The sequence below is a fragment of the Ruegeria sp. AK4 genome (assembly GCF_056541025.1).
In genome coordinates this window covers 15,154-35,548 of the sequence record NZ_JBQFXS010000003.1, presented here as the reverse complement: position 1 = coordinate 35,548, position 20,395 = coordinate 15,154, and the positions used below count along the sequence as shown (strand labels likewise).

General features: G+C 62.5%; 21 protein-coding genes. 7 read left to right on the top strand and 14 right to left on the bottom strand.

Annotated features, from left to right (window positions below; all coding sequences use genetic code 11):
• Positions 1-20: 20 nt before the first annotated feature.
• Both secB and ACR0EZ_RS06550 read right to left on the bottom strand, forming a co-directional pair.
• The gene (gene secB, locus ACR0EZ_RS06555) at positions 21-521 is read right to left on the bottom strand and encodes a protein-export chaperone SecB (RefSeq protein WP_480611850.1); all 501 of its coding nucleotides are present in this window, start codon (positions 519-521) and stop codon (positions 21-23) included.
• Between the two features lie 64 nt (positions 522-585).
• Positions 586-1,077, bottom strand: a complete 492-nt coding sequence (locus ACR0EZ_RS06550; RefSeq protein WP_480611849.1) for an FxsA family protein — start codon at positions 1,075-1,077, stop codon at positions 586-588.
• Positions 1,078-1,185: 108 nt separating this feature from the next.
• Here ACR0EZ_RS06550 and ACR0EZ_RS06545 point away from each other — a divergent pair, with 108 nt between their 5' ends.
• Genes ACR0EZ_RS06545 through ACR0EZ_RS06535 form a run of 3 tightly spaced genes read left to right on the top strand, consistent with a single transcriptional unit; the run spans position 1,186 to position 3,469 of the window.
• Positions 1,186-1,845, top strand: coding sequence for a Tim44/TimA family putative adaptor protein (locus tag ACR0EZ_RS06545; RefSeq protein WP_480611848.1), 660 nt, complete (start codon positions 1,186-1,188; stop codon positions 1,843-1,845).
• Positions 1,842-2,882, top strand: coding sequence for a murein transglycosylase A (gene mltA / locus ACR0EZ_RS06540; protein ID WP_480611847.1), 1,041 nt, complete (start codon positions 1,842-1,844; stop codon positions 2,880-2,882). The genes ACR0EZ_RS06545 and mltA overlap by 4 nt, the downstream gene beginning before the upstream one ends.
• A complete protein-coding gene (locus ACR0EZ_RS06535; RefSeq protein ID WP_480611846.1) occupies positions 2,882-3,469 on the top strand; it encodes a Smr/MutS family protein in 588 nt (195 codons plus the stop codon). The genes mltA and ACR0EZ_RS06535 overlap by 1 nt, the downstream gene beginning before the upstream one ends.
• Here the strand turns inward: ACR0EZ_RS06535 and ACR0EZ_RS06530 are convergent.
• From ACR0EZ_RS06530 to hslU, 3 genes are all read right to left on the bottom strand, one after another.
• A complete protein-coding gene (locus ACR0EZ_RS06530) occupies positions 3,466-4,686 on the bottom strand; it encodes an MFS transporter (protein WP_480611845.1) in 1,221 nt (406 codons plus the stop codon). The genes ACR0EZ_RS06535 and ACR0EZ_RS06530 overlap by 4 nt on opposite strands.
• The gene (locus ACR0EZ_RS06525) at positions 4,683-5,783 is read right to left on the bottom strand and encodes an alpha/beta hydrolase (RefSeq protein ID WP_480611844.1); all 1,101 of its coding nucleotides are present in this window, start codon (positions 5,781-5,783) and stop codon (positions 4,683-4,685) included. Before ACR0EZ_RS06525 ends, ACR0EZ_RS06530 begins: the two co-directional genes overlap by 4 nt.
• A 100-nt stretch (positions 5,784-5,883) precedes the next feature.
• Entirely contained in the window at positions 5,884-7,191 is a 1,308-nt protein-coding gene (gene hslU, locus ACR0EZ_RS06520; RefSeq protein WP_480611843.1) for an ATP-dependent protease ATPase subunit HslU, read from the bottom strand.
• 198 nt (positions 7,192-7,389) lie between these two features.
• Between hslU and ACR0EZ_RS06515 the strand changes: the two genes are divergently transcribed.
• Positions 7,390-7,791, top strand: coding sequence for a DM13 domain-containing protein (locus tag ACR0EZ_RS06515; RefSeq protein ID WP_480611842.1), 402 nt, complete (start codon positions 7,390-7,392; stop codon positions 7,789-7,791).
• A 105-nt stretch (positions 7,792-7,896) separates the two neighbouring features.
• Positions 7,897-9,138: an MFS transporter gene (locus tag ACR0EZ_RS06510; protein ID WP_480611841.1), complete on the top strand. Its 1,242-nt coding sequence runs from the start codon at positions 7,897-7,899 to the stop codon at positions 9,136-9,138.
• Between the two features lie 96 nt (positions 9,139-9,234).
• Here ACR0EZ_RS06510 and hslV read toward each other — a convergent pair whose 3' ends face one another.
• A complete protein-coding gene (gene hslV, locus ACR0EZ_RS06505; RefSeq protein ID WP_480611840.1) occupies positions 9,235-9,786 on the bottom strand; it encodes an ATP-dependent protease subunit HslV in 552 nt (183 codons plus the stop codon).
• 197 nt (positions 9,787-9,983) lie between these two features.
• Here hslV and ACR0EZ_RS06500 point away from each other — a divergent pair, with 197 nt between their 5' ends.
• The gene (locus tag ACR0EZ_RS06500; protein ID WP_480611839.1) at positions 9,984-10,178 is read left to right on the top strand and encodes a DUF1127 domain-containing protein; all 195 of its coding nucleotides are present in this window, start codon (positions 9,984-9,986) and stop codon (positions 10,176-10,178) included.
• A gap of 60 nt (positions 10,179-10,238) precedes the next feature.
• Here the strand turns inward: ACR0EZ_RS06500 and ACR0EZ_RS06495 are convergent, their stop codons facing one another.
• Both ACR0EZ_RS06495 and ACR0EZ_RS06490 read right to left on the bottom strand, forming a co-directional pair.
• Positions 10,239-10,601 (bottom strand): Lin0512 family protein, encoded by a 363-nt coding sequence (locus ACR0EZ_RS06495; protein ID WP_480611838.1) that lies wholly within the window; start codon positions 10,599-10,601, stop codon positions 10,239-10,241.
• Positions 10,598-10,948, bottom strand: coding sequence for a Lin0512 family protein (locus tag ACR0EZ_RS06490; RefSeq protein WP_480611837.1), 351 nt, complete (start codon positions 10,946-10,948; stop codon positions 10,598-10,600). Before ACR0EZ_RS06490 ends, ACR0EZ_RS06495 begins: the two co-directional genes overlap by 4 nt.
• Positions 10,949-11,140: 192 nt before the next feature.
• On the opposite strand from ACR0EZ_RS06490, the gene ACR0EZ_RS06485 reads away from it, so the two are divergent.
• Entirely contained in the window at positions 11,141-11,497 is a 357-nt protein-coding gene (locus tag ACR0EZ_RS06485) for a hypothetical protein (protein ID WP_480611836.1), read from the top strand.
• Between the two features lie 82 nt (positions 11,498-11,579).
• Here the strand turns inward: ACR0EZ_RS06485 and trxA are convergent, their stop codons facing one another.
• From trxA to tsaE, 6 genes are read right to left on the bottom strand one after another with little or no spacing between them, the layout of a single operon-like run.
• Complete coding sequence (gene trxA, locus ACR0EZ_RS06480) at positions 11,580-11,900, bottom strand: thioredoxin (protein WP_480611835.1); 321 nt, start codon at positions 11,898-11,900, stop codon at positions 11,580-11,582.
• A 60-nt stretch (positions 11,901-11,960) separates the two neighbouring features.
• Positions 11,961-15,320 (bottom strand): double-strand break repair helicase AddA, encoded by a 3,360-nt coding sequence (gene addA / locus ACR0EZ_RS06475; RefSeq protein WP_480611834.1) that lies wholly within the window; start codon positions 15,318-15,320, stop codon positions 11,961-11,963.
• Positions 15,317-18,241 (bottom strand): double-strand break repair protein AddB, encoded by a 2,925-nt coding sequence (gene addB, locus ACR0EZ_RS06470; RefSeq protein ID WP_480611833.1) that lies wholly within the window; start codon positions 18,239-18,241, stop codon positions 15,317-15,319. The genes addA and addB overlap by 4 nt, the downstream gene beginning before the upstream one ends.
• Positions 18,234-18,920 (bottom strand): nucleotidyltransferase family protein, encoded by a 687-nt coding sequence (locus tag ACR0EZ_RS06465; RefSeq protein ID WP_480611832.1) that lies wholly within the window; start codon positions 18,918-18,920, stop codon positions 18,234-18,236. The genes addB and ACR0EZ_RS06465 overlap by 8 nt, the downstream gene beginning before the upstream one ends.
• Positions 18,917-19,921 carry an aminoglycoside phosphotransferase family protein gene (locus ACR0EZ_RS06460; protein WP_480611831.1) on the bottom strand — a complete coding sequence of 335 codons (1,005 nt, stop codon included), beginning with the start codon at positions 19,919-19,921 and terminating at the stop codon, positions 18,917-18,919. The genes ACR0EZ_RS06465 and ACR0EZ_RS06460 overlap by 4 nt, the downstream gene beginning before the upstream one ends.
• Positions 19,918-20,391, bottom strand: coding sequence for a tRNA (adenosine(37)-N6)-threonylcarbamoyltransferase complex ATPase subunit type 1 TsaE (gene tsaE, locus ACR0EZ_RS06455; protein ID WP_480611830.1), 474 nt, complete (start codon positions 20,389-20,391; stop codon positions 19,918-19,920). The genes ACR0EZ_RS06460 and tsaE overlap by 4 nt, the downstream gene beginning before the upstream one ends.
• Between the last annotated feature and the right edge of the window lie 4 nt (positions 20,392-20,395).

The window sequence follows — 20,395 nt, the reverse complement described above, 5'->3', positions numbered from 1 at the left end:
GTCAGGCGCGGGTCAGACACTCAGGCGTCGGTCTTTTGCGCCTGCTCGGCCTGACGGCGCATCAATTCGTTGCGGTACAGAGCCACAAAATCGATATTGTCCAGATTCACCGGCGGGTAGCCGCCATCGCGGGTGATGTCGCTGACGATGCGGCGCAGGAACGGGAACAGCATGCGCGGGCATTCGATCAGCAGGAACGGATGCATCTGATCTTCGGCAACGCCTTCCACGTGGAACAGGCCGCAATAGTCGATCTCGCACAGGAACAGCACGTCTTCCAGGCCTTTGGCCTTGGATTTCAGGTTCAGCTTGATCGAAACCTCGAATTGATGCTCCTGCTGGCGCTTCTTGGCATCCAGGTTCACCTGAACCTGAATTTCGGGCTGCACTTCGCCCGACACACCCTTTTGCGCCATCACGTTTTCAAACGACATGTCACGGATGAACTGTCCCAGAACACGCATCTGAACCTGAGGGGCAGCTTGGGCCGCAGTGTTTTCTGCGGCGTTTTCTTCGGCCATGGATCTACTCCAAAAATGAAATTCGCCACTGCTTAGCAAGTTGGGCGCGGCACCTCAATGCAGGTCACGGGCCTTCGACCCATTTCGAAGGTTTCGACGGGTCCCTGCGCGGGCGGACTTCGGTGAATTCGCCATCAATGATATCGCCCTGATCCTGCGCCGCGCCGCGGCTGTGAAAGCCCGGCCCCGGCCCCATCTGGCACTGGGCCACGGTGACTTTGGACTTCAGATAGCGGAATACACCCATGCGCACGGCCGGAATAAGCAGGGCAAAACCAACGGCATCGGTGAAAAAGCCCGGCGTCAGCAGCAATGCGCCCGACAGCAGGATCATTGCGCCATGGGCCAGCGGTTCGGTCGGGTCGTCCAGCTCGGCAAAGGACCGCTGCAGTTGTCCCAGCGCCATGCGACCTTGTGTCCGCACCAAAAAGGTCCCCAAAACCGCTGTCAGAACGACAATTGCAAGGGTTGGCCACAGGCCGATCAGGCCGCCGACCTGAATGAACAGGGCAATTTCGATGATCGGCACCAATAAAAATGCCAAGAACAGATACATTTGCGCTATCCTTTCCATAAGGCCGGGCTGTGGACTTGCCGCCCCCTGTCACCTACATAGTGGCATGAGGCCGCGTACACAAAGTCTCGGTTCTGAAAAGAGGATGAAATGAACTCACCCATGATCCAGCTTTTGGTGCTTCTTGGCATAGCTGTTTTCCTGATCCTGCGCCTGAAAAGCGTATTGGGCACGCGCGAGGGGTTCGAAAAACCGCCTCTGCCGCAACAGCCCGATACCAGCTCTGCGCGGCGCGATTTCGAAGTGATCGAGGGCGGCCCGGATCACGACATCACCGACCATGTCCCCGAGGACAGCGAACAGGCGCAGACGCTTGCGGCGATGAAACGGGTCGAGCCCGGATTCTCGGTCAGCGAATTTGTGCAGGGCGCGCGCGGCGCTTATGAAATGATCGTGATGGGCTTTGAAAAGGGCAACCTTGACGAAATCCAACCCTTCCTGTCGGAAGAGGTGTTTGACACATTCGTATCCGTCGTGGCCGACCGCGAAGACAAGGGCCTGACGATCGAAGCCGAATTCATCGGCGTGCGCGAAACCGCCCTGTCCGATGTGCGGTTCGACAAGGACAGCAACGAGGCCGAGATCACCATGCGCTTCGTCGGCGAACTGACCTCGGTTGTGCGGGATCGCGGCGGCGACATCATCGAAGGCAACCCCAACACCGTCAAACGCCAAAAGGACAGCTGGACCTTTGCCCGTGTCATGGGCAAGGACGATCCGAACTGGCTGCTTGTTGCCACGGACGCATGATTGCCGCGCTCCGGTCGCTTTTTCTGGTGGGCGTCATGACCACCTCCAGCGCCGCCGGAGCCGAGGTGACGCGATCCATTCTGTCGTTCGATGACCTGCAGGGCTGGGCCGGGGATGATCACGGCGCGGCCCTTTCGGTTTTTCTGAACACCTGCGGCGATCTGGATAACCCGGACTGGCGTGCGCTGTGCGGCGTGGCCCGGACCTATGAGCCGGACGCGGCGCGGTCGTTCTTTGAACTGTTCTTCCGCCCTGTGCTGGTCGAAGACGGCAAAGATGCGCTGTTCACCGGCTATTTCGAGCCAGAACTGGACGGGTCCAGAACCCGCACGGAGCGTTTCAAATACCCGCTCTACAAAATGCCGCCCGAGGCGCGCGCTTCGGACATATGGCTGAGCAGGAGGGAAATTCTGACCGGTGACGCGATGCAGGGTCGGGGTTTGGAAATCGCCTGGGTCGATGATCCGGTCGAGCTGTTCTTTCTGCAAATTCAGGGCTCGGGCCGCATCCGCCTGCCCGATGGCACCGGCATGCGGGTCGGCTATGGCGGGGCCAACGGGCATCCCTATCGCTCAATCGGTGCGGAACTGATCCGGCAGGGCGCGCTGGGCGCGCATCAGGTCAGCGCGCAGATGATCCGGTCCTGGGTGCGTAAGAACCCCGAGGCGGGGGCGGAACTGCTGTTTCACAACCCGTCCTATGTGTTCTTTCGCGAGGTGACGCGGGTTGCCCCGGAACTTGGGCCGCTGGGGGCCATGAACCGATCCGTCACCACGATGCGCAGTATTGCCGCCGACCCGGCCTTTACACCGCTGGGCGCGCCGGTCTGGGTGGAAAAGGACGGTAAATCCCCGCTGCGCCGGTTGATGATCGCGCAGGACACCGGGGCTGCCATCAAGGGCGCGCAGCGCGCCGATATCTTTTTCGGTACCGGAGATGAGGCCGGAGAGGCCGCCGGAAAACTCAAGGACCCGGGCAGGATGGTGATCCTGCTGCCGATCCAGCGCGCCTATGCCCTGTTGCCGGATGAGTTCTGATGAGCCGGCGCAAACTGACCAGTGATGAGATCGATCTGTGGCGCAAGGTCGCCAAACAGACCGAGCGGCTGCATCCCGAAATCCCGCAGACGGTCCACCCGATCTCGCTGCCCAAACCCAAGCCCAGAAAACTGCCCAAAACGCGGATCGAGGCGTTTGAGCTTGGGCAGGCCGGGACCGGGAAACCCGGCGGCAACAGTCTGAAACCCTCGGTCACGGATACGCTGCGGTCGATGCCGGTGCAGATGGACACCAAGGCGTTTGGCCGGATGAAACGCGGCAAGCTCAAGCCCGAGGGCAAGCTGGACCTGCATGGCATGCGGATGGACAACGCGCATCCCGCCTTGATCCGGTTCATTCTGACAGCGCAGGCGCAGGGCAAGCGGCTGGTTCTGGTGATCACCGGCAAGGGCAAAGACCGGGATGAGCCCGGCCCGATCCCAACCCCCCGCGGGGTGCTGCGCAATCAGGTGCCGCACTGGTTGTCGATCCCGCCTTTGGTGCAGGCGGTGATGCAGGTCGCGCCCGCCCATATCAGCCATGGCGGCGACGGGGCCTATTACGTCTATCTGCGGCGCACCCGCTAAAACGCGCGCAGGGCGCGGGAGACGCCGGTCCAAATCAGGGCACAGACCATCACGAAAAAGCCTCCGATGCACAGAAACTGGGTGTCCAGCGACACGCCCCGATCGATCAGGAATCCGGTCAGCCCCGGCCCGATGGCCGAGCCTAGCACCATGACCGCCGTTGCCATTGCCTTGATCGCGCCAATGTGGCGGGTGCCGTAGAATTCCGCCCAAAAGGCGCTTGGCAAGGTGCTGTTGGCCCCCACGGTCAGACCCAGAAACACCAGCCCCAGCAGCGCCCCGCTGATCGAGCCTGTGGTTCCGAGGATGACAAAGCCAAGCGCGATGGGAAGCTGGTAAAACGGCATCATCCGCGCCGTGCCCCATTTATCCAGCGCCCAGCCGGCGGCGAACATCGACAGCAGCGAGACGCCGGTAAAGACCGGAAACAGGGCGACCAGTTGGAGATGTTGCCAGCCTTTGACCTCGGCCAGATGCACCTGATGAAAGAAGAACGCGGTGATAAAGGCCGACGGTCCCAGAACCGCCGGGGCCATGAACCAGAACAGCGGGTTATGCAGGGCGTCGCGGCGGCTCCAATGGCGGTTTTGCATGCCCGTGGCGGAAAGCGCGTCCGACAGGGCCTGTGGCGTCCGTTCCTGACGCAGCAGACGCATCAGCACAGGAATGCCCAGCAAGGTGATGGCCGCCGCCAGAACCCACAGCCAGCGCCAGTCCAGCAGCGTCATCAGGGCGACGAAGGTCAGCGGCAACAAAGCCTCGCCCACCGCGTACCCGGCCGAAGCGATGGAAAGCGCCTTGCCGCGTGTTGCGGTGAACCAGCGGGCCATGGCGACCTGCGCCAGATGGGTGCTCATCCCCTGCCCGAACAGGCGCAGCAGGAAGATCACCAGCGGCAGCAGGATCAGCCATGTGTTCAGGGCCATGGCCAGTGCGGCCAGCACCAGCCCGGACAACACCGCCGGGCCCAGAACGCGGACGCGGAAGATATCGGTCAGCCCGCCCGCCCAGATCATCACAATCGCGGCGGCGGTGGTGCCCAGCGTATAGAGCCCGCCCCATACGCCGTGGCTCAGCCCGAATTCGGCGCGGATTTCACCGGCGAAGACCGAGATGAAAAAGGTTTGCCCAAAGCTTGACAGGAAGGTCAGCAGAACCCCCGCGCTCAGCCAGCTTGCATTCCGGGCCAGATACCGGCGCAGGCTGAACTGCGTCACGGGGTGCTGACCTCTGCCTGCCCTGTCCCGGTCAGAACGATTTCGGTGGCCCCGTCGGGGTTGCGCTGGCTCGGCGGTACCAGAATGTCGATGCCGGGCCGGTCATCCGGGCCGAACGTGTTGCTGACCCGGCGCACCGAACTGAGGATCGCCAGCAGCGCCGGAGAGGTCGCTGCGACGAAATGCGACGATCCCGCATCGCCGCTGAACGCGGTCGTGTCGATCACGCTGATCGGAAATTCGGCCAGTTCATCAATGGAACTGATATTGCCCAACCTCTCGCTGTCGGCGGTGCCGCGCAACCGGCCCGAGATGTTCAGAATCTTGTCTTTCTGCGACACCATCACGATGAACGGATCAGGCGGGTTGTCGATCCGCGCCATTTGCGAGCGGAACAGGTCGATATCCAGATCGGGCGATATCAGCACCACGCCTTCCAGATTTCGTTTGGCCCAGCCCGGTTCGGCAAGTTCCGCCTGCCGCATCATCTCCATCGACAAGGCGCTGCCCATGGAATGCGCCACCAGCAGGACCCGGCGAACGCCCATGGATTTCAACTCACGTATGGTTTGTTCCAGCCCGTCGCGGGCAAACAGCATGCTGTCCAGATCGTAAGCATAGCCATAGCCCGTCGCGCGGCTGGGCCAGGAATAGACCAGGATCGAACCCGGAATGCCGATGTCATGGGTCAGTTGCGCGGCGCGGAACAGGGTTTCGGTCTGGGTCGAGTTGTAGCCGTGCACAAAGATGGTCACTTCCTCGGTCCCGCGCAGACGGGCCCTGAAATCCTGTGGCCCGCTGAATTCGGTCACGCCCGCCAGCACGAACTCTTTCTTCGGGTTGGGATTGGCATAGGAAAACTTCAACGTCCCCGGCGTATGGGTCGGCGGGACCGAAACGGTGGTTTCCAGAAACTGCAGCCTGTCGCCGCGCCGGAACCCATATGTCCCGTCGGCTTCACGGGCGCGGGTGGTGGTCGCGAACACGGTTTCCGGCGTGCCGATGGTCAGCGCCGAGGGCACGGTCTCGGTCACGGACCGGTCCACGCAGGCGGACAGGCACAGGGACGCAAGCAGAAGGATCAGATAGCGCAGCACGGCGGGTTCCCGAAACGGTTCGCGGCTACGCTATCGCATTTTGACCCCGCGTCCAGTCGGACATTGCAGGTCAGAGTGCACAATCGGCAGGTTTTCGGGCCTACAGAACGTAGCGGCTGAGATCCGCGGATTTGGTCAGCTCGCCCAGATTGTCGTCGACAAACTGCGCATTCACCGTGATCTGCGCCCCGGCCTGATCGGGGGCGGTAAAGGAAAGCTCCTCGAACACCCGTTCCATCACGGTGTAAAGCCGCCGGGCACCGATATTCTCGACGTTTTGGTTCACATCCGCCGCAATCTTGGCCAATGCGGCGATACCATCCTCGGTGAAGCTGACCGTGACCTCTTCGGTGCCCATCAGCGCGGTGTATTGCAGGGTCAGCGCGTTGTCGGTTTCGGTCAGGATGCGCACGAAATCCTCTTCGGTCAGCGCCCGCAGCTCGACCCGGATCGGCAGGCGGCCCTGCAATTCCGGCAACAGGTCCGAGGGTTTGGCGATGTGGAACGCGCCCGAGGCGATAAACAGGATATGGTCGGTTTTCACCGGGCCGTGCTTGGTGCTGACGGTGGTGCCTTCGATCAGCGGCAGCAGGTCGCGCTGCACCCCTTCGCGGCTGACATCGCCGCCGCGCGCTTCCTGGCGGGCGCAGACCTTGTCGATCTCATCCAGAAACACGATGCCGTTCTGTTCGACCGAATCCAGCGCTACCCGGTTGACGGTTTCATCATCCAGTAGCTTGTCGGCCTCTTCCCCGATCAGGGCTTCATAGCTGTCGGCGACGGTCATGCGTTTCTTGACGGTGCGTCCGCCGAACGCCTTGCCGAAGATATCGCCCAGATTCATCATCCCCATCTGGCTGCCCGGCTGCCCGGGCACGTCAAACATCGGCATCGGGTTCGAGGTATCGGACAGTTCCAGTTCAATCTCGGTATCGTCCAGTTCCCCGGCTTTCAGCTTCTTGCGAAACATCTCGCGCGTGCCTTCGCGGGCGTCCTCGCCTGCGATGGCAGCAATCACCCGATCCTCGGCGGCCTGATGGGCGCGGGCTTTCACATCCTCGCGCATGAACTCGCGGGTCTGCAGGATGGCGGCGTCGGCCAGATCGCGCACGATCTGCTCCACGTCACGGCCGACATAGCCGACCTCGGTGAACTTGGTGGCCTCGACCTTGATAAAGGGCGCGCGGGCCAGTTTCGCCAGACGGCGGCTGATCTCGGTCTTGCCGACACCGGTGGGGCCGATCATCAGGATGTTCTTGGGATACACCTCATCCCGGATATCGTCGGGCAACTGCTTGCGCCGCCAGCGGTTGCGCAGGGCCACGGCTACGGCGCGCTTGGCGTCTTTCTGCCCGATGATAAAGCGATCCAGTTCCGAGACAATCTCGCGCGGGGTCAGGTCGGTCATATGCGTTCTATCCGTCTGTTTCGCAGCGGAACCTAATCATACGGCGCGAAAACACAAGCCGATCACGGAAAGATCACGATAACTCACGGATCGCACACGGGTTTTCGTGGTGTTGTGAATCGCCATCCCCGCAGCACCTGCGGCATAACTTTTTGCGACGGGCACCCAGTCCGCATCAATTTATGGAGATACCTCATCATGATGACTCGTCGTTCGCTTTTTGCAAAAGCCGCAGCCACAGGCGTGGCCCTGACCCTGGCAGGCACGACAACTGCCGTGGCTGGTGGCGCCAAAAAGAAAGGCTCGTTCGAGGGTCGCTCGAACCACATCACCACCGGTTCGGTGAAGCTGGTCAAGGATGGCGACCGCTATATCGTCGAACTGGGCGAGGATTTCTCGCTGGACAACGGCCCCGATCCGCGCGTGGCCTTCGGCAAGGATGGAACATACGCCCCCGACAGCAAACTGGGCGCGTTGCTGCACCTGACGGGCAAGCAATCCTACGCCGTGCCGCCGACCATGGATGTGTCCGGCTATAACGAGGTCTACATCTGGTGCGAGGTCGCCGGCGTGCCGCTGGGCGTTGCGTCGCTGAAGTAATCGAAATGGTCAGGGGCCGGTTTTTCCGGCCTCTGACACGCCGTTAGGTAACAGGGCAGCAGTCTGTTACACTTGCCCCAAGGCATTGGAACCGGGGGCGTTTTTATGACCAAGATTGCCAAGATCACCTTACTGTTCGTGGTGTTTGTCGACCTGATCGGACAGGGGCTGGTCTTTCCCATCATCAACTCGCTGATCATGGAGACGAAATCCGGGTTCCTGCCGGACAGCACCCCGATGGGGCGTCGTCATTTCTACTATGGGCTGGTGATCGGGTGTTTCTTCCTGTCCTGGTTTCTGGGGGTGGTCTACGTCTCGAAAGTGTCGGATTCCATCGGCCGGAAAAACGCCCTGCTGATCTGTCTGGGCGGCGCTTTGGCGGGCTATGCCCTGACCATCGCGGCGCTTTACATGAACAGCCTGCTGCTGCTGATCATAGGCCGGTCGATCACCGGGTTCACCGCTGGCAACCAGCCCATCGCGCAGGCGGCGATGATCGATGGCAGCACCGATGCCGCCGACCGTGACCGCAACATGGGCTATATCGTCACCGGCGTCAGTTTCGGTCTGGTCGGCGGACCCATCATCGGAGCCGTCCTGTCCGATTCTGCGCTGCTGGGCGGGTTTGCGACGCTGAAAACGCCGTTCTACGGCGCTTTTGTTCTGGTCCTGATCGCCATCTTCCTCGTCACCACGTTCTTCAAAGACACACGGACCGAGCGTGCGCCTTTTGTCTTTCGTCCCCGTGACATCACCGACAGCCTGATTGCCGTGCGCGGGCATCCGATGGTTCTGAAAATTCTGCCCGTCTATGCGCTGTTCATGATTGCCAATGTCACCTTCTACGTCTTTGTCGACAATTTCCTGACCAGCGCATGGGGCTATGGCGTGATCGGCGGCAGCATGGCGATGGTCGTCATTGGCTTTGCGCTGGCCTTTTCCAGCACCTTCCTTGTCAAACCCGCGCAAGAGAAGTTCAGCAAGCACCAGATCATCTACACCTCGCTGGTGGTGATGGTGATCTGCGGTTTTGGCTTCGCCTTCAGCCCCAGCGGCGTGATCAGCTATGTGCCGGTGTTCTTCTTCTACTTCTTCTTCGGCGTGTCCTACCCGACCCTGCTGGGCCTGTTCTCGTCCTCGGTCAGCGAGACGGATCAGGGCTGGGTCATGGGCGTCACCACGGCGGTGTTCTGCCTTGCGGGCGGCATCATGTCCCTGATCGGCGGCGGGCTGATGAGCATCGACATTCGCCTGCCCTATTACATCGTGATCGTCACCGCGATCATGGGTCTGATCGGAATGCACCTGCGCTGGAAAGGCAAAGAGATCAGGGCGTTATTAGCCTGAGACAGTTTTGCGTTTGATTTGAACCGAAATACGCTGCCTCACCCTTCGGTTGAACGCGCATTTCGATGCACTTTTCTGAGTTAAACGCAGAACGTCTTAAATACTCTCAACCGTCAGATTGCCGTTGGTATAGACGCAGATGTCAGCGGCAATCGCCATCGCCTCGCGCGCGACCTGTTCGGCGGTTTTGTCGCCATCCATCATCGCCCGCGCGGCGGCGAGCGCGAAATTGCCGCCCGAGCCGATGGCCGCCACGTTATGTTCGGGCTCCAGCACATCCCCGGCCCCGGTTATCACCAGCAGGTCCTTGCCATCGGTGACAATCAGCATCGCTTCGAGCTTTTGCAGATATTTGTCGGTGCGCCAGTCTTTCGCGAGTTCAACCGAGGCGCGGGCCAATTGCCCCGGTGTGGCCTCAAGCTTGGCCTCCAGCCGTTCCAGCAGGGTAAAGGCGTCGGCGGTCGATCCGGCAAAGCCTGCCACAACCTCAAACCCGCCGGGCGACAGGCGGCGCACCTTGCGGGCGGTGCCCTTGATCACGGTCTGGCCCAGGCTGACCTGTCCGTCCCCGGCAATGACGACCTGTCCGCCCTTTTTGACGCCAATGATCGTTGTGCCGTGCCAACCGGGAAAGTCGCTGTCTGCCATAGGGGCCTCCGTATCTGTCGGCGTTATATATGGGCCGGGCGCGGGATCGGCGCAACCCGTTCTAAAACTGCCCAAAAGATATGCACGGAACGCAATTCGGGGCTGTTGAAGCAGCAATTGTAGGTTTCGGCCATTGGTCCTACATCAGCCTCACAACCGACACCGGGTCGGCTGTTTCATTCAAAAGGACTGCGCACATGGCAACCACTGCAAACATCCATGCGCCGCTCGGAGCAGCTACCATCCTGCACGTAGTGGACGCGATCAAGGCAACCATCGGCAAAATCGCCGACTGGAACGAAGCCCGCAAAACCCGCAATCTGCTGTCGGAACTCAGCGACGCACAGCTGGAAGATATCGGTCTGGTCCGTGCGGACATCGCCAATATCTGATCTGACCCCGGATCACTGACCCGAAACAGCCGCCCGGAACCCCGAGCGGCTTTTTCTTTTTCAGCGCAGCACGAACTTGCCGGTCTGATCCGGCACATATGCCTCGACCGCGGCGGTTGCCACCACGTGGCGCGTGCCTGCTGCGTCATCGACGACATCCAGCCCGCCTTTGACCGCGCGCACCTCGGCCCGGCCCCGCGGCAGATCGGCGGCGACCAGATCGCAATCCACCGCCTCGGGATGCTGCACGCCGATTGTCACCTGGACCCGCATGTCCATATGGTCGATCCCCAGAGCAGAGAACAATGTGATCGAGGAATGATGCAGCGCGTCCTGCACCGCGCGGCGGGCGGCTTTGGTATAGTCCTGCCCGTACAGGTCATTGCCCGTGCCCATCTCAAGAATGATACGTTTCTCGCTCATTGCGCCGGCTCCATGTCGAATGAGACGATGACCGCCGCGTTGGCAATGACCGTGCGGCCCCTGTCATCCGGCTTGTCGATATCCAGCCCGCCCTGCGTGACCGTTATGTTCGGTTGCCCATAGGGGAAGATCGATTCCAGCGCCGCCACATCCACCTGATCCGGCTGCTGCACGGCAATCTCGGCGTCGATGATCATCGCCTCTTTGGGAAATCCGAACAGTTCGGCCATATTGACCGAGTTGTGCCACAGCGCATCCTTGATCGCCCGCCGCGCCGCCTCGGTATAGTCCCTCCGCCGCAGGGATGTGCCCATGCCGAATTCTACCAATACGCGTGTCTTGGTCATGTCCCCTCCTGTCATCGTTCCAGCGAAACCGAGCATGAGTCGCGGCGAAAGGAAAGTCCCAAAGTTCTCAGGCGCGTTCCGCCGGGTACTTTCGTAGCGAAGCCTGCGGGCAGACGGCGCATGTTTCTATTTCGCCAAACTCAATTAAGATCGGAATGGTAATCTGCGACATCCAAAAAAAGGATTGCTGCGATGAAAGTCTTGCAACTTATGTCGATGGCGGTGGTGTCTTGCTTTGCGATGACATCGGCCTCGGCCGAGGAAATAAAGAGCAAAACCAGGTTTCTGGACCTGGTAGCGGGCAAGAAGCTGTTTCAGGAAAACGCCTGGGTGAGGATCCTCAAGGACGGCGTGGTCGAGGGCCAAGGCCCCGAGGCGGGCGACATCAGCGGGTCCTGGCAGTGGAAAGACGGGCATTACTGCCGGGATATCGTCATCGACGATGTGCCCCTGCCCCATGATTGTCAGGCGGTTTCGATCGACGGCGATACCGTCACCTTCGCCCATCGGGACGGCAGCGGTATTTCGGTCAGCTGGCGGATCGAATAGCGCGGCGCTGTCAATTTACCCGGACCGGAATGAAAAAAGGCGCCCGATCCGGGCGCCCTTTGAACCTTTCGATCCGTTCGGATCAGATCGATTCGTCGATCCAGCTCTGCAAAGCGGCCTTCGGGGCTGCGCCCGCGCGGTTCGACACCACCTGACCATCCTTGAAGATGAACAGCGCCGGGATGCCGCGTACGCCCATGGCGGCGGCGGCGTTGGGGTTGCTGTCCACATCAACCTTGGCGATTTTCACCTTGCCGCCATATTCCGAGGCCAGTTCTTCCAGTGCGGGACCGATCTGCTTACAGGGTCCGCACCATTCGGCCCAGAAATCCACAACAACGGGAACGTCCGAGTTCTTAACTTCGGCGTCAAAGGTTTCGTCAGTGACGGCTACGGTCGACATATTATGTCTCCTGAATGGAATGCGCTTGGGCAGTGAAAGTAGGTAGCCTTTGGGGGGAGGTCAAGATATCTGGGTGCGCGACAGGGCATCCGTCACAAGATCGTGTGGCAGCCACATAAGCTGCGCCGTGCGGGTCCACAGGATCGCGGTGCGAATTTCCCTGCCCGGATAGATCTGCGACAGCGCATGCACATAGGCCCCCATCTGCCTCAGCAGGCCTTCGGGGCAGGCTTCGGGCGTTGCTGGCACCGTCGCGTTCGATTTGAAATCAATCACTTGAACCTGCGTATCCGACACGATCAGCCGGTCGATCACCCCATGCATCCGCCGCCCGTTCAGGTCGGCTGAGACCGGAACCTCGGCCAGGGCCTGCCCGGAAAAAACGGGTTTCAGGTGCTCGGCGGTCAACACCTGTGCCGCTTCGGCCAACAGGTCTTGCCGGTCTGTTTTTTGCATATCGGGCAGAAGCCGGGCGCAAAGCTGCGGCCATATGTCTTGCGCGGCGTCGGGCAAATGTTCCAGCAGCAGATGCAGGCGGGTTCCGCGCAGCTTGGCGGCCTCCTCATCCTGCCCGGCATCCCCCGGCAGCGCTTTGGTCCCGCCTAGATTCGACGGGCTGAGCGTTTCTGCCGCCTCGGGCGCGGGCGGCGCGGGCTGATGGAACAGGTCCGGCAACGGGTCGCCCGAAGGCACCGGTTGTGCCGGGTCGACCAAGGGCAACGCATCCCAGTTCCCATGCGCCAGCCTGCGCGTGCCGGACCCGTCCAGTTGCGTCGCCCCGGCCTGCTCCATCGCCGCTTCGACCATCTGGTACCAGCTGTTCCCGTCCTTGCCGACATCCCCCGCGGCCGCCACGATCAGCCACTTTTCCGCCCGTGTTAGAGCCACATAGAGCAGTCGCAGCCGCTCATTTTCCTCGCGGCGGCGCGCCTCGTCCCGCGCTTGCGCGACAAGCTGCGGCGACGCGTCGGCGGGAACCTTCCACAGCGGTGTGCCATCGGTGGTCATGATCTCGGCGTCGCGCGGGGGCTGGCGTTTTCCGGTGTCCGGCAGGATCACGATGGGCGCTTCCAGCCCTTTTGAACCATGTACGGTCATCACCCGGATCATATTGCCGACGCCGCTCATCTGCCGCTTGATTTCCAGATCGTCGGTCTGCATCCAGACCAGAAAGCCGGTCAGGCTTGGGATATCCGTGCGTTCATAAGCCAAAGCCTGCGACAGCAGCGCGTTGATTCCATCCTCGGCCTCGGCCCCCAGACGCCCCAGCAGCTTTCGCCGCCCGTCATGGCGGGTCAGGATGCGTTCGATCAGGTCATAAGGGCGCAGAAAGTCGATCTGGCCGCGCAGATCGTTCAGAACCTCTAGCGTTTCGGGGAAGTCATCCGCGCGGGTGCGCAACGCGGCCCAGAGGAATCTTTCTTGCCGCCGATGGGCCAGATCGAACAGGGCTTGCTCACTCCACCCGAACAGGGGCGATTTCAGCACGGTTGCCAATGACAGGCTGTCTTCGGGCGTGGCCAGAAAGCTGAGCAGCGCGGCAAGGTCTTTCACCGCCAGTTCCGCCCCCACCTTCAGACGGTCCGCCCCGGCGATGGGCAGGCCAGCGGCCTTGCAGGCGCGGATGATTTCGGCAAACAGGTCGGAGCGGCGCTGGACGAGGATCAGAAAATCCCCCGGCTGCACCTTGCGGCGCACGAACGTACCGGGCGTTTCGCCATCCTTGGGAATGGTTTCACCCCGGTCGATCATCGCCTTGATCGAGCATGCCACCTGCTCGGCCAGAATCACAGTGTGATGGCGCGCGCCGGGCCGGTCGACGGGATCGGTCCAGTCGGCATCCTCATCCTCTTCGACCTTTTCCACGACCGGCCACAGATCGACGCGCCCCGGCAGGTTGGTCTTGAAGGCTTGGTGCAATGCCTTGTCCTGAAACCCGGCTTCGGCATGATGTTCGAACAGAATATTGACCAAGGAGAGGATCGCGCTGGACGAGCGGAAGGAATACTCAAGCTCCAAACTCTCCAATTTAGAGCCTGATTCTGCCAGTTTCCGCCCAAACTCAGCCTGCATCCAGTCGAACGCCTGCGGGTCGGCGCCCTGAAAGGAATAGATCGACTGTTTCTTGTCACCGACCACAAAGATCGTGCGCTCGACGCCCGACCGGGCGCCCTCGCCGCTGGTGAATTCCTGCGCCAGTTTTTCGACCACATCCCATTGGTCGGGGCTGGTATCCTGTGCCTCATCCACCAGAATGTGGTCGATGCCACCGTCGAGCCGGTAGAGCACCCATTCCGCCACTGCCGGATCGTTCAGCACCTGCCGCGCGCGCAGGATCAGGTCGTCGAAATCCAGCCAGCCCCGCAGCTGTTTGCGCCGTTCGTATTCCGGCAGGAAGGCGGCGGCAAAGCGATGCAGCACGGCAGTTTTCTGCGCCGCGACCAGGGCCAGACGCTGTTCCCGCGCGGCTTCGACCCGCAGCATCAGCGCGTCAAGCTGAGGCATCCGGTCGGCCAACGCCCCTTCGCGCAGCGCTTTGGTCGGGAAGCTGCACACCTTCGCGGTGAACGGTTCCTTGGCGCTTTTGCCGGTCAGCAGGACGCTTTCCAGAACCGGCAGTTGCCCCACCCGCGCCTCGGCAAACCCGATTAGTTTCGCCGCGGCCTTGGCATTGTTGCCCCCGCTTTCAGTCAGCGCGGGCAACATGGAGCGCACCAGGTCGACCTCACCCCCCAGAAAGACCAGTTCCAGCAGGCGGCTTTCGTCAAACCCGTCGGGCAGGCCAAAACGGCGCAGCAGGTCAGCCCAGTGCAACCCTTGCGCAAACAGGTTTCGTTTCTGCGCTACGGCGGCGGTCAGCTTGTCGAACCCTGTATCGGTGACGAACCGCGCGACATCCTCGATCAAATCGGCCTGCGGACCTTCGGCAAAATCCTCGACAATCTCCTCGCGCAGCAGGGCGGCGGCGCGGTCTTCCATCTCGGCAAATTGCGGGCTGACACCGGCCTCAAGCGGGAAGCGGCGCAGCAGCGCGGCGCAGAATGAATGGATGGTCTGGATTTTCAACCCGCCGGGTGTCTCAATCGCCCGGGCAAACAGGGTGCGGGCCTGCGCCAGTTGCGCGGGGTCGATGACGCCGGCAACGCCCAGATCGGTCAACTGCTGCTGCAAGGGATCGTCCCCCAGCATCGCCCATTCGCCCAGCCGTTTGAACAACCGGTTCTGCATCTCGCTGGCGGCGGCCTTGGTGTAGGTCAGGCACAGGATGTGCTGCGGCTGCACCCCGCCCAGAAGTAAGCGCGCCACCCGGTCGGTCAGAACCCGCGTCTTGCCCGACCCCGCATTGGCCGCCAACCAGGTCGAGGCATCTGGCCGCGCCGCCTGCACCTGCCGTTCGGTGGCATCGTTGCGCGGGCTCATGTCAGATCCTCGGGGCTGGTTTCGGCGGTGCGGTCCCATTCGCCGAACCGGGCAAGGTGATCATAGTCGCCGATATCAGTGTCTTTATGCAGCATCCGGCGGGAGGAAAAGCCCTGATCAGGCTCTAAATAAGCTGAAATCAGCTCTTTCAACTCGGCCAGCACCTTGTCTGTGGGTTCTTTGGTCAGCGGCGCGGGCACCTCTTTATAGCTGCCGCCCATGCCGACAAAGACCGCTTCGGCCACCGCCATCGGGTCAATCCCGTCGATGGCCCCCTGCTCGGCCATGGCCGCTTCGATCAGCAGCTGCTTGTCAAATTTTGCCTGCTGGCTTTCGGTCGGCGGCGCGCCAGTTTTATAGTCGATGATCCGCAGCGCGCCGCGGCTGTTGCGGTCGATCCGGTCCGCGCGTCCGGCGATGGTGAAGTCCAGCGGCGTCAGCGCCAGTTTCATCGCCGCCTCAAAGGCGACCGGCCCGCCATCGGCGCGGCGAGAGACCTCGGCGCTCAGGAAGTCATCTGCGATCCGCTCGAGCCGCGCCAGCCAAAGTTGCCGGGCCGTGGGCCAGGCAACGTGCTGGTCCAGCAACTCCTGCGCGCGTTTCAGGAAGTTCTCGCGGGTCAGCAAGGCGGTGTCCAACACGCTGTCCTTGACGAATTGTTCAAGGATTTCGTGAATGACGATACCGCGCAGCAGCGCATCCGGGGCCTGCACCAGCGGGTCCAGCGGTTTCAGGCGCAGCACATGTTTGGCGTAGATCGCATAAGGATCGCGGATCAGCCGCTTGATCTCGGTCACGCTCAGGCGGCGCGGGCGGGCCGAAACCGGCGGGCGGGGTGAGGGGCGATGTGCTGGCGTGATCCGAGGGGCCTGTTCCAGCGTCTCGGACCAGTTCAACCATTGCTGGCCGCGCGCCCGCATGTCGGACAGGGCGTCGTGACCGCCCTGCCCCGGCAAGCCCTGCAACAGGTTGGTCATCCGGTTCAGCCAGCGCGACGGCACGGTTTCGGCATCGTCGGATCGGGTTGCGCGGGTCAGCCAGACCTCGGGCGCGCCGACGGCCTGCTGGAAGTCATGGGCAGACAAGCCGATGCGCCGCTCGGGCAGCAGCAAGCCGGCCTGATCGCGCATCTGACGGTTCAGCCAGGGGTCCGGCGTGGCGGCCTCGGGCCAGCTGCCTTCGTTCAGCCCGCCGAGGATCAGCAGATCGGCCCCCTGCACCCGCGCCTCGAGCGTGCCCCAGATCATGATGTGGGGATGTGGCTTGTCCCGGTCCCGCACCTCTTCCCCGGCCAGCAGAGCCCCCAGCAGGTCGGCAAAATCATGCGCCGTCATCGGGCCACCATGCTGCGACTCGTCGCGCAGCGCGGTCATGACGGTCAGCGCTTTCTGGCCCGCGTTCTTGTCCCAAAGGGTTCCTTGGGTGCCGGTGCTGCCCGACGATATCGCCTGCGCCAGAGAAAACAGGCGGTCCACCCATTCGGTCAGTGGGCGTTCCCCTTCAATCTGCTGGTCGCAGAACTGCGTGGTGACCCAGTTGACCCACCCCTCGGGCACCTCTTTGCGGATCGCAAATGCGGTCAGGCTGGCGCTGTCGGGAAAGGGCGGGCCGTGGCGGCGCAGGTCCAGTTCCAGATCGCGGGTGTGCAGCAGATGGTCGCCGCGTTGGGCCCCGTCATGGCAGAGCGGGTGTTTGAGCAGCGTCAGCAGCGCCTCGCCATCCAGACGGCGGGCAAACAGACCGGCCACGTGGCGCAGGAACCGGCCGGGTGGAGACAGTTGTAGCGGCAGGCCCGCGCTGTCATCGGGCAGGATTTTCCAGCGATCCAGCGCGGCGCTGACCTGCCGCGTCAGCATTCGGTCGGGCGTGATCAGCGCAGCGGTCTGGCCTGATTCAGCCGCTTGCCGCAGGCGCAGGGCGATGGCCAGTGCTTCGGCCCTTGGGGATTGCGCCTCGACCAGGGTCACGCCTTTGGTGGCTTCGGCCAGATCGGTCAGGCGCGGGCCTTCGGTCATCCAGGCATCGGTGATCGGGGCAGGGCGCAAGGCCAGTGAAACCAATCGGTTACGGGCAGGGGACGGGGCTTGGGCATCAGTCCACCGGACGATCTGATCCGGGGTCAGGTCCAGCGCGCGCATCAGTTTGCGGAACCGGTACTGCGGGTGATCTTCTGAACTCAGCGCCTCATCCAGCCGGGTCCACACATCCTCGGGCTGGTCGAAATCATACCCCGGCAGCACCAGTGCGCCCTGCGGCAACCGGGCCACCGCGTTCATCAGCATCAATGTGGTGCCGCGCGATCCGGTCGAACCGGCCAGAATGACCGGATGGCTGGGGGGTGCCGCCTGCCAGCGGGCAATCAGGTTTTCCACCACGCGCCGCTGGCGGGCTTGCACGTCCATCGCCTGCGTGCCGGCGCCGATGAAGTGATCGGCGATGCCGATAAAGGCCTGCGCCCGCGCCCAGTGGCCGGACATGTCGCTGACATCAAGGCCCCGGATCGCGCTGGGGTGAACGCCTTCGCCCTGCATTTCATCAATCAGGGCGGCCAGGCTGTCGGACAGGTCGAACAGCGACGATCGCGCCGCCAGATCCGGTTGCTGGTCGAGCAGTTTCGCGATCAGCTGCGTTAGTTCCAGCCTGCGCCGCAGCGGCGGGATCGCCGGGGGAATATGCGCCAGATCGACGCTTTCCCCCAGATCGGTAACCAGCGAGAGGCGCGGCAGCAAGCCAGGCAGGCCCTGATCGAACAGGTCGCGCACGCGCCGCGCCATGCGGCGGGTGTTGACCACCAACTGGACCCGCGCCATCGCCTCGGGCGGGGCTTGGCATCGGTGCCGCAGCCCGTCCACCAGCGCTTTGGGAAAGTCCGCGCCCGGTGGAACGCCGAAGACACGTGGCAGGGTTTGGGGCTCAAACATCGGCCAGCAGGTCCTCGGCCAATGCGATGCCCTCGGGCCGTCCGACATCGCACCAGCGACCGGGATATTCGATGGCAAACAGGCGGCCCTGGTCGTGCATCCGGTTCCAGAGCAGGTTCAACGAGAACGCGCGTTCGGCAAAGTCACGCAGACCATCGGTCTTCAGAATCTGGACGCCGCCATAGACAAGGCCGGGCCCGCGGGTGATCCGCCCTTCGGCATCGGCGGTGAAATCGCCCCTGCCCGTGTATCCGATGGTTTGGCGCACGGGAATGCACATCAACAGCGCGTCCATACGCGCCGGGTCCCATGCATATTGCAGCAAGGTCAAAGGGTTGGGACCCGCCCAGATCGCATCGGTGTTCAGCGTAAACACCGGGTCGGCACCCAAAAGGGGCAGGGCGGCGCGCAGCCCGCCGCCGGTTTCCAGTATCTCGGGCTGTTCGTGCGACAGCAAAACACCCTTTGGCGACAGATGCGCCTGAAGCTGGTCGGCGTGATAGTGCAGGTTGGCAACTACGCGTTTGGGGGCAAGGTCGTCGACCAGCGCCAGCGCGTGGTCGATCAGCGGTTTTCCGGCAACCGGGATCAGCGGTTTGGGGCGGTCCTTGGTCAGCGCCCCCATGCGGGTGCCGAAACCCGCCGCAAACAGCATGATGGCTTCGGGTTTTGCGGTCATTTGGCCCTCAGCTTCACAAGGTTTTCTGGCGTCGGTTCGGGCAGGGTGTCGCGCAGCATATCGGCCACCGGCACCAGCGCGGGATGTTCCAGATCGCGCATCAGGTGGGACCATGTGACCGGGATCAGGTCCACGTAGCCCGGCTTGCCGTATTCGGTCGCCAGCCGCGCGAAACCGCCAAGGATACGCAGGTTCCGCTGCGCACCCAGAACGCTGTAGGCGGTGCGGAACGCGTGGTCGTCAATGCCCGAGGCCGCAATATAGCGGTTGATCATCTGCATCTCGATCCCGGCCGGAACCGCGCGGCGAACATCCTGCAGCAGGGACATCAGATCATAAGCCGGATGCCCCAGCATGGCGGTTTGAAAATCCAGCAGTCCAACGCGCCGAACGCCGTCGCGGTCTGGCAGCCAGATCAGGTTTTCGGCGTGGTAATCGCGTTGGATCACCACTTTCGCACCGGATGTTTCCCGGTGCAGAACATCGGAAAACCGGTTCCCGAACCGCTCCAGCACGTCTTCATCATACTGCCCGAGGATGCCGCGCGCATATTTGGTAAAGGCCAGCCCGGCAAGTTCGGTCATCAGCGCCGGGTCGTATGAGGGCAGGGACAGCGAGGGCGCATCGTGCAGATGCAGCAGCACGTCTGTCGCGGCTTCATAAAGCGTGCGCTCTTTGTCCGGGTGGCGCTGAAGGACACGGGCGAACAGGTCGTCGCCCAGGTCTTCAAGCAGCAAAAAGCCTTTGTTAGGGTCTTCTGCGTAGATTTCCGGCGCGCTCAGGCCGATCTTGCGCAGGTAATTCGCGACGCGCACGAAGGGCCGCACGTCCTCGCCCCTGTCCGGCGGGGCGTCCATCAAAACGGCGGTCCGGCCGGTGGCCGGATCGGTCAGCCGTTCATACCGCCGGTTCGAGGCATCCCCGGCCAGCGGCGCGCGCGTGGCATTGGCCCATTGCGTTTGCGCGATCAGAGCCTCGGCCAGAGCTGACCGATGTGTCATGAAGAAGTCTCCAGCTTTTTGGCCCATTTCGGGTCCGACCAGGACAGGGTCAGATGGCGGGTGTCCATGGCTTCGGGGTCAGTTGCGAAATCCAGCGTCAGTGCGGTGGCAGGCGTCAGCGGGCCCAGCTTGTCGGGCCATTCCACAAGGCACAGGGCGGTGTCAAACGCCTCGGACAGGCCCAGCTCCTCGATCTCGTCCACATCGCTCAGGCGGTAGAGATCGCAATGCCAGATTTCCCCAGCGGGGATGTCATAGGCCTGTACCAGCGTGAATGTGGGTGACGGCACATCCTCGGGCACCGGCATCAGCGACTGGATCAGGCTGCGGGCGAAATGGGTTTTACCGCTGCCGATTGCGCCCCTTAGCAACAGCGTGTCGCCGGGATGCAGGCAGGCCCCAAGCCGGGCCGCAAAGGTGGCGGTTTCCTCCGGTGAAGTCAGGGTGATCGGCAGGGGCGTCGTCGTCATGGCG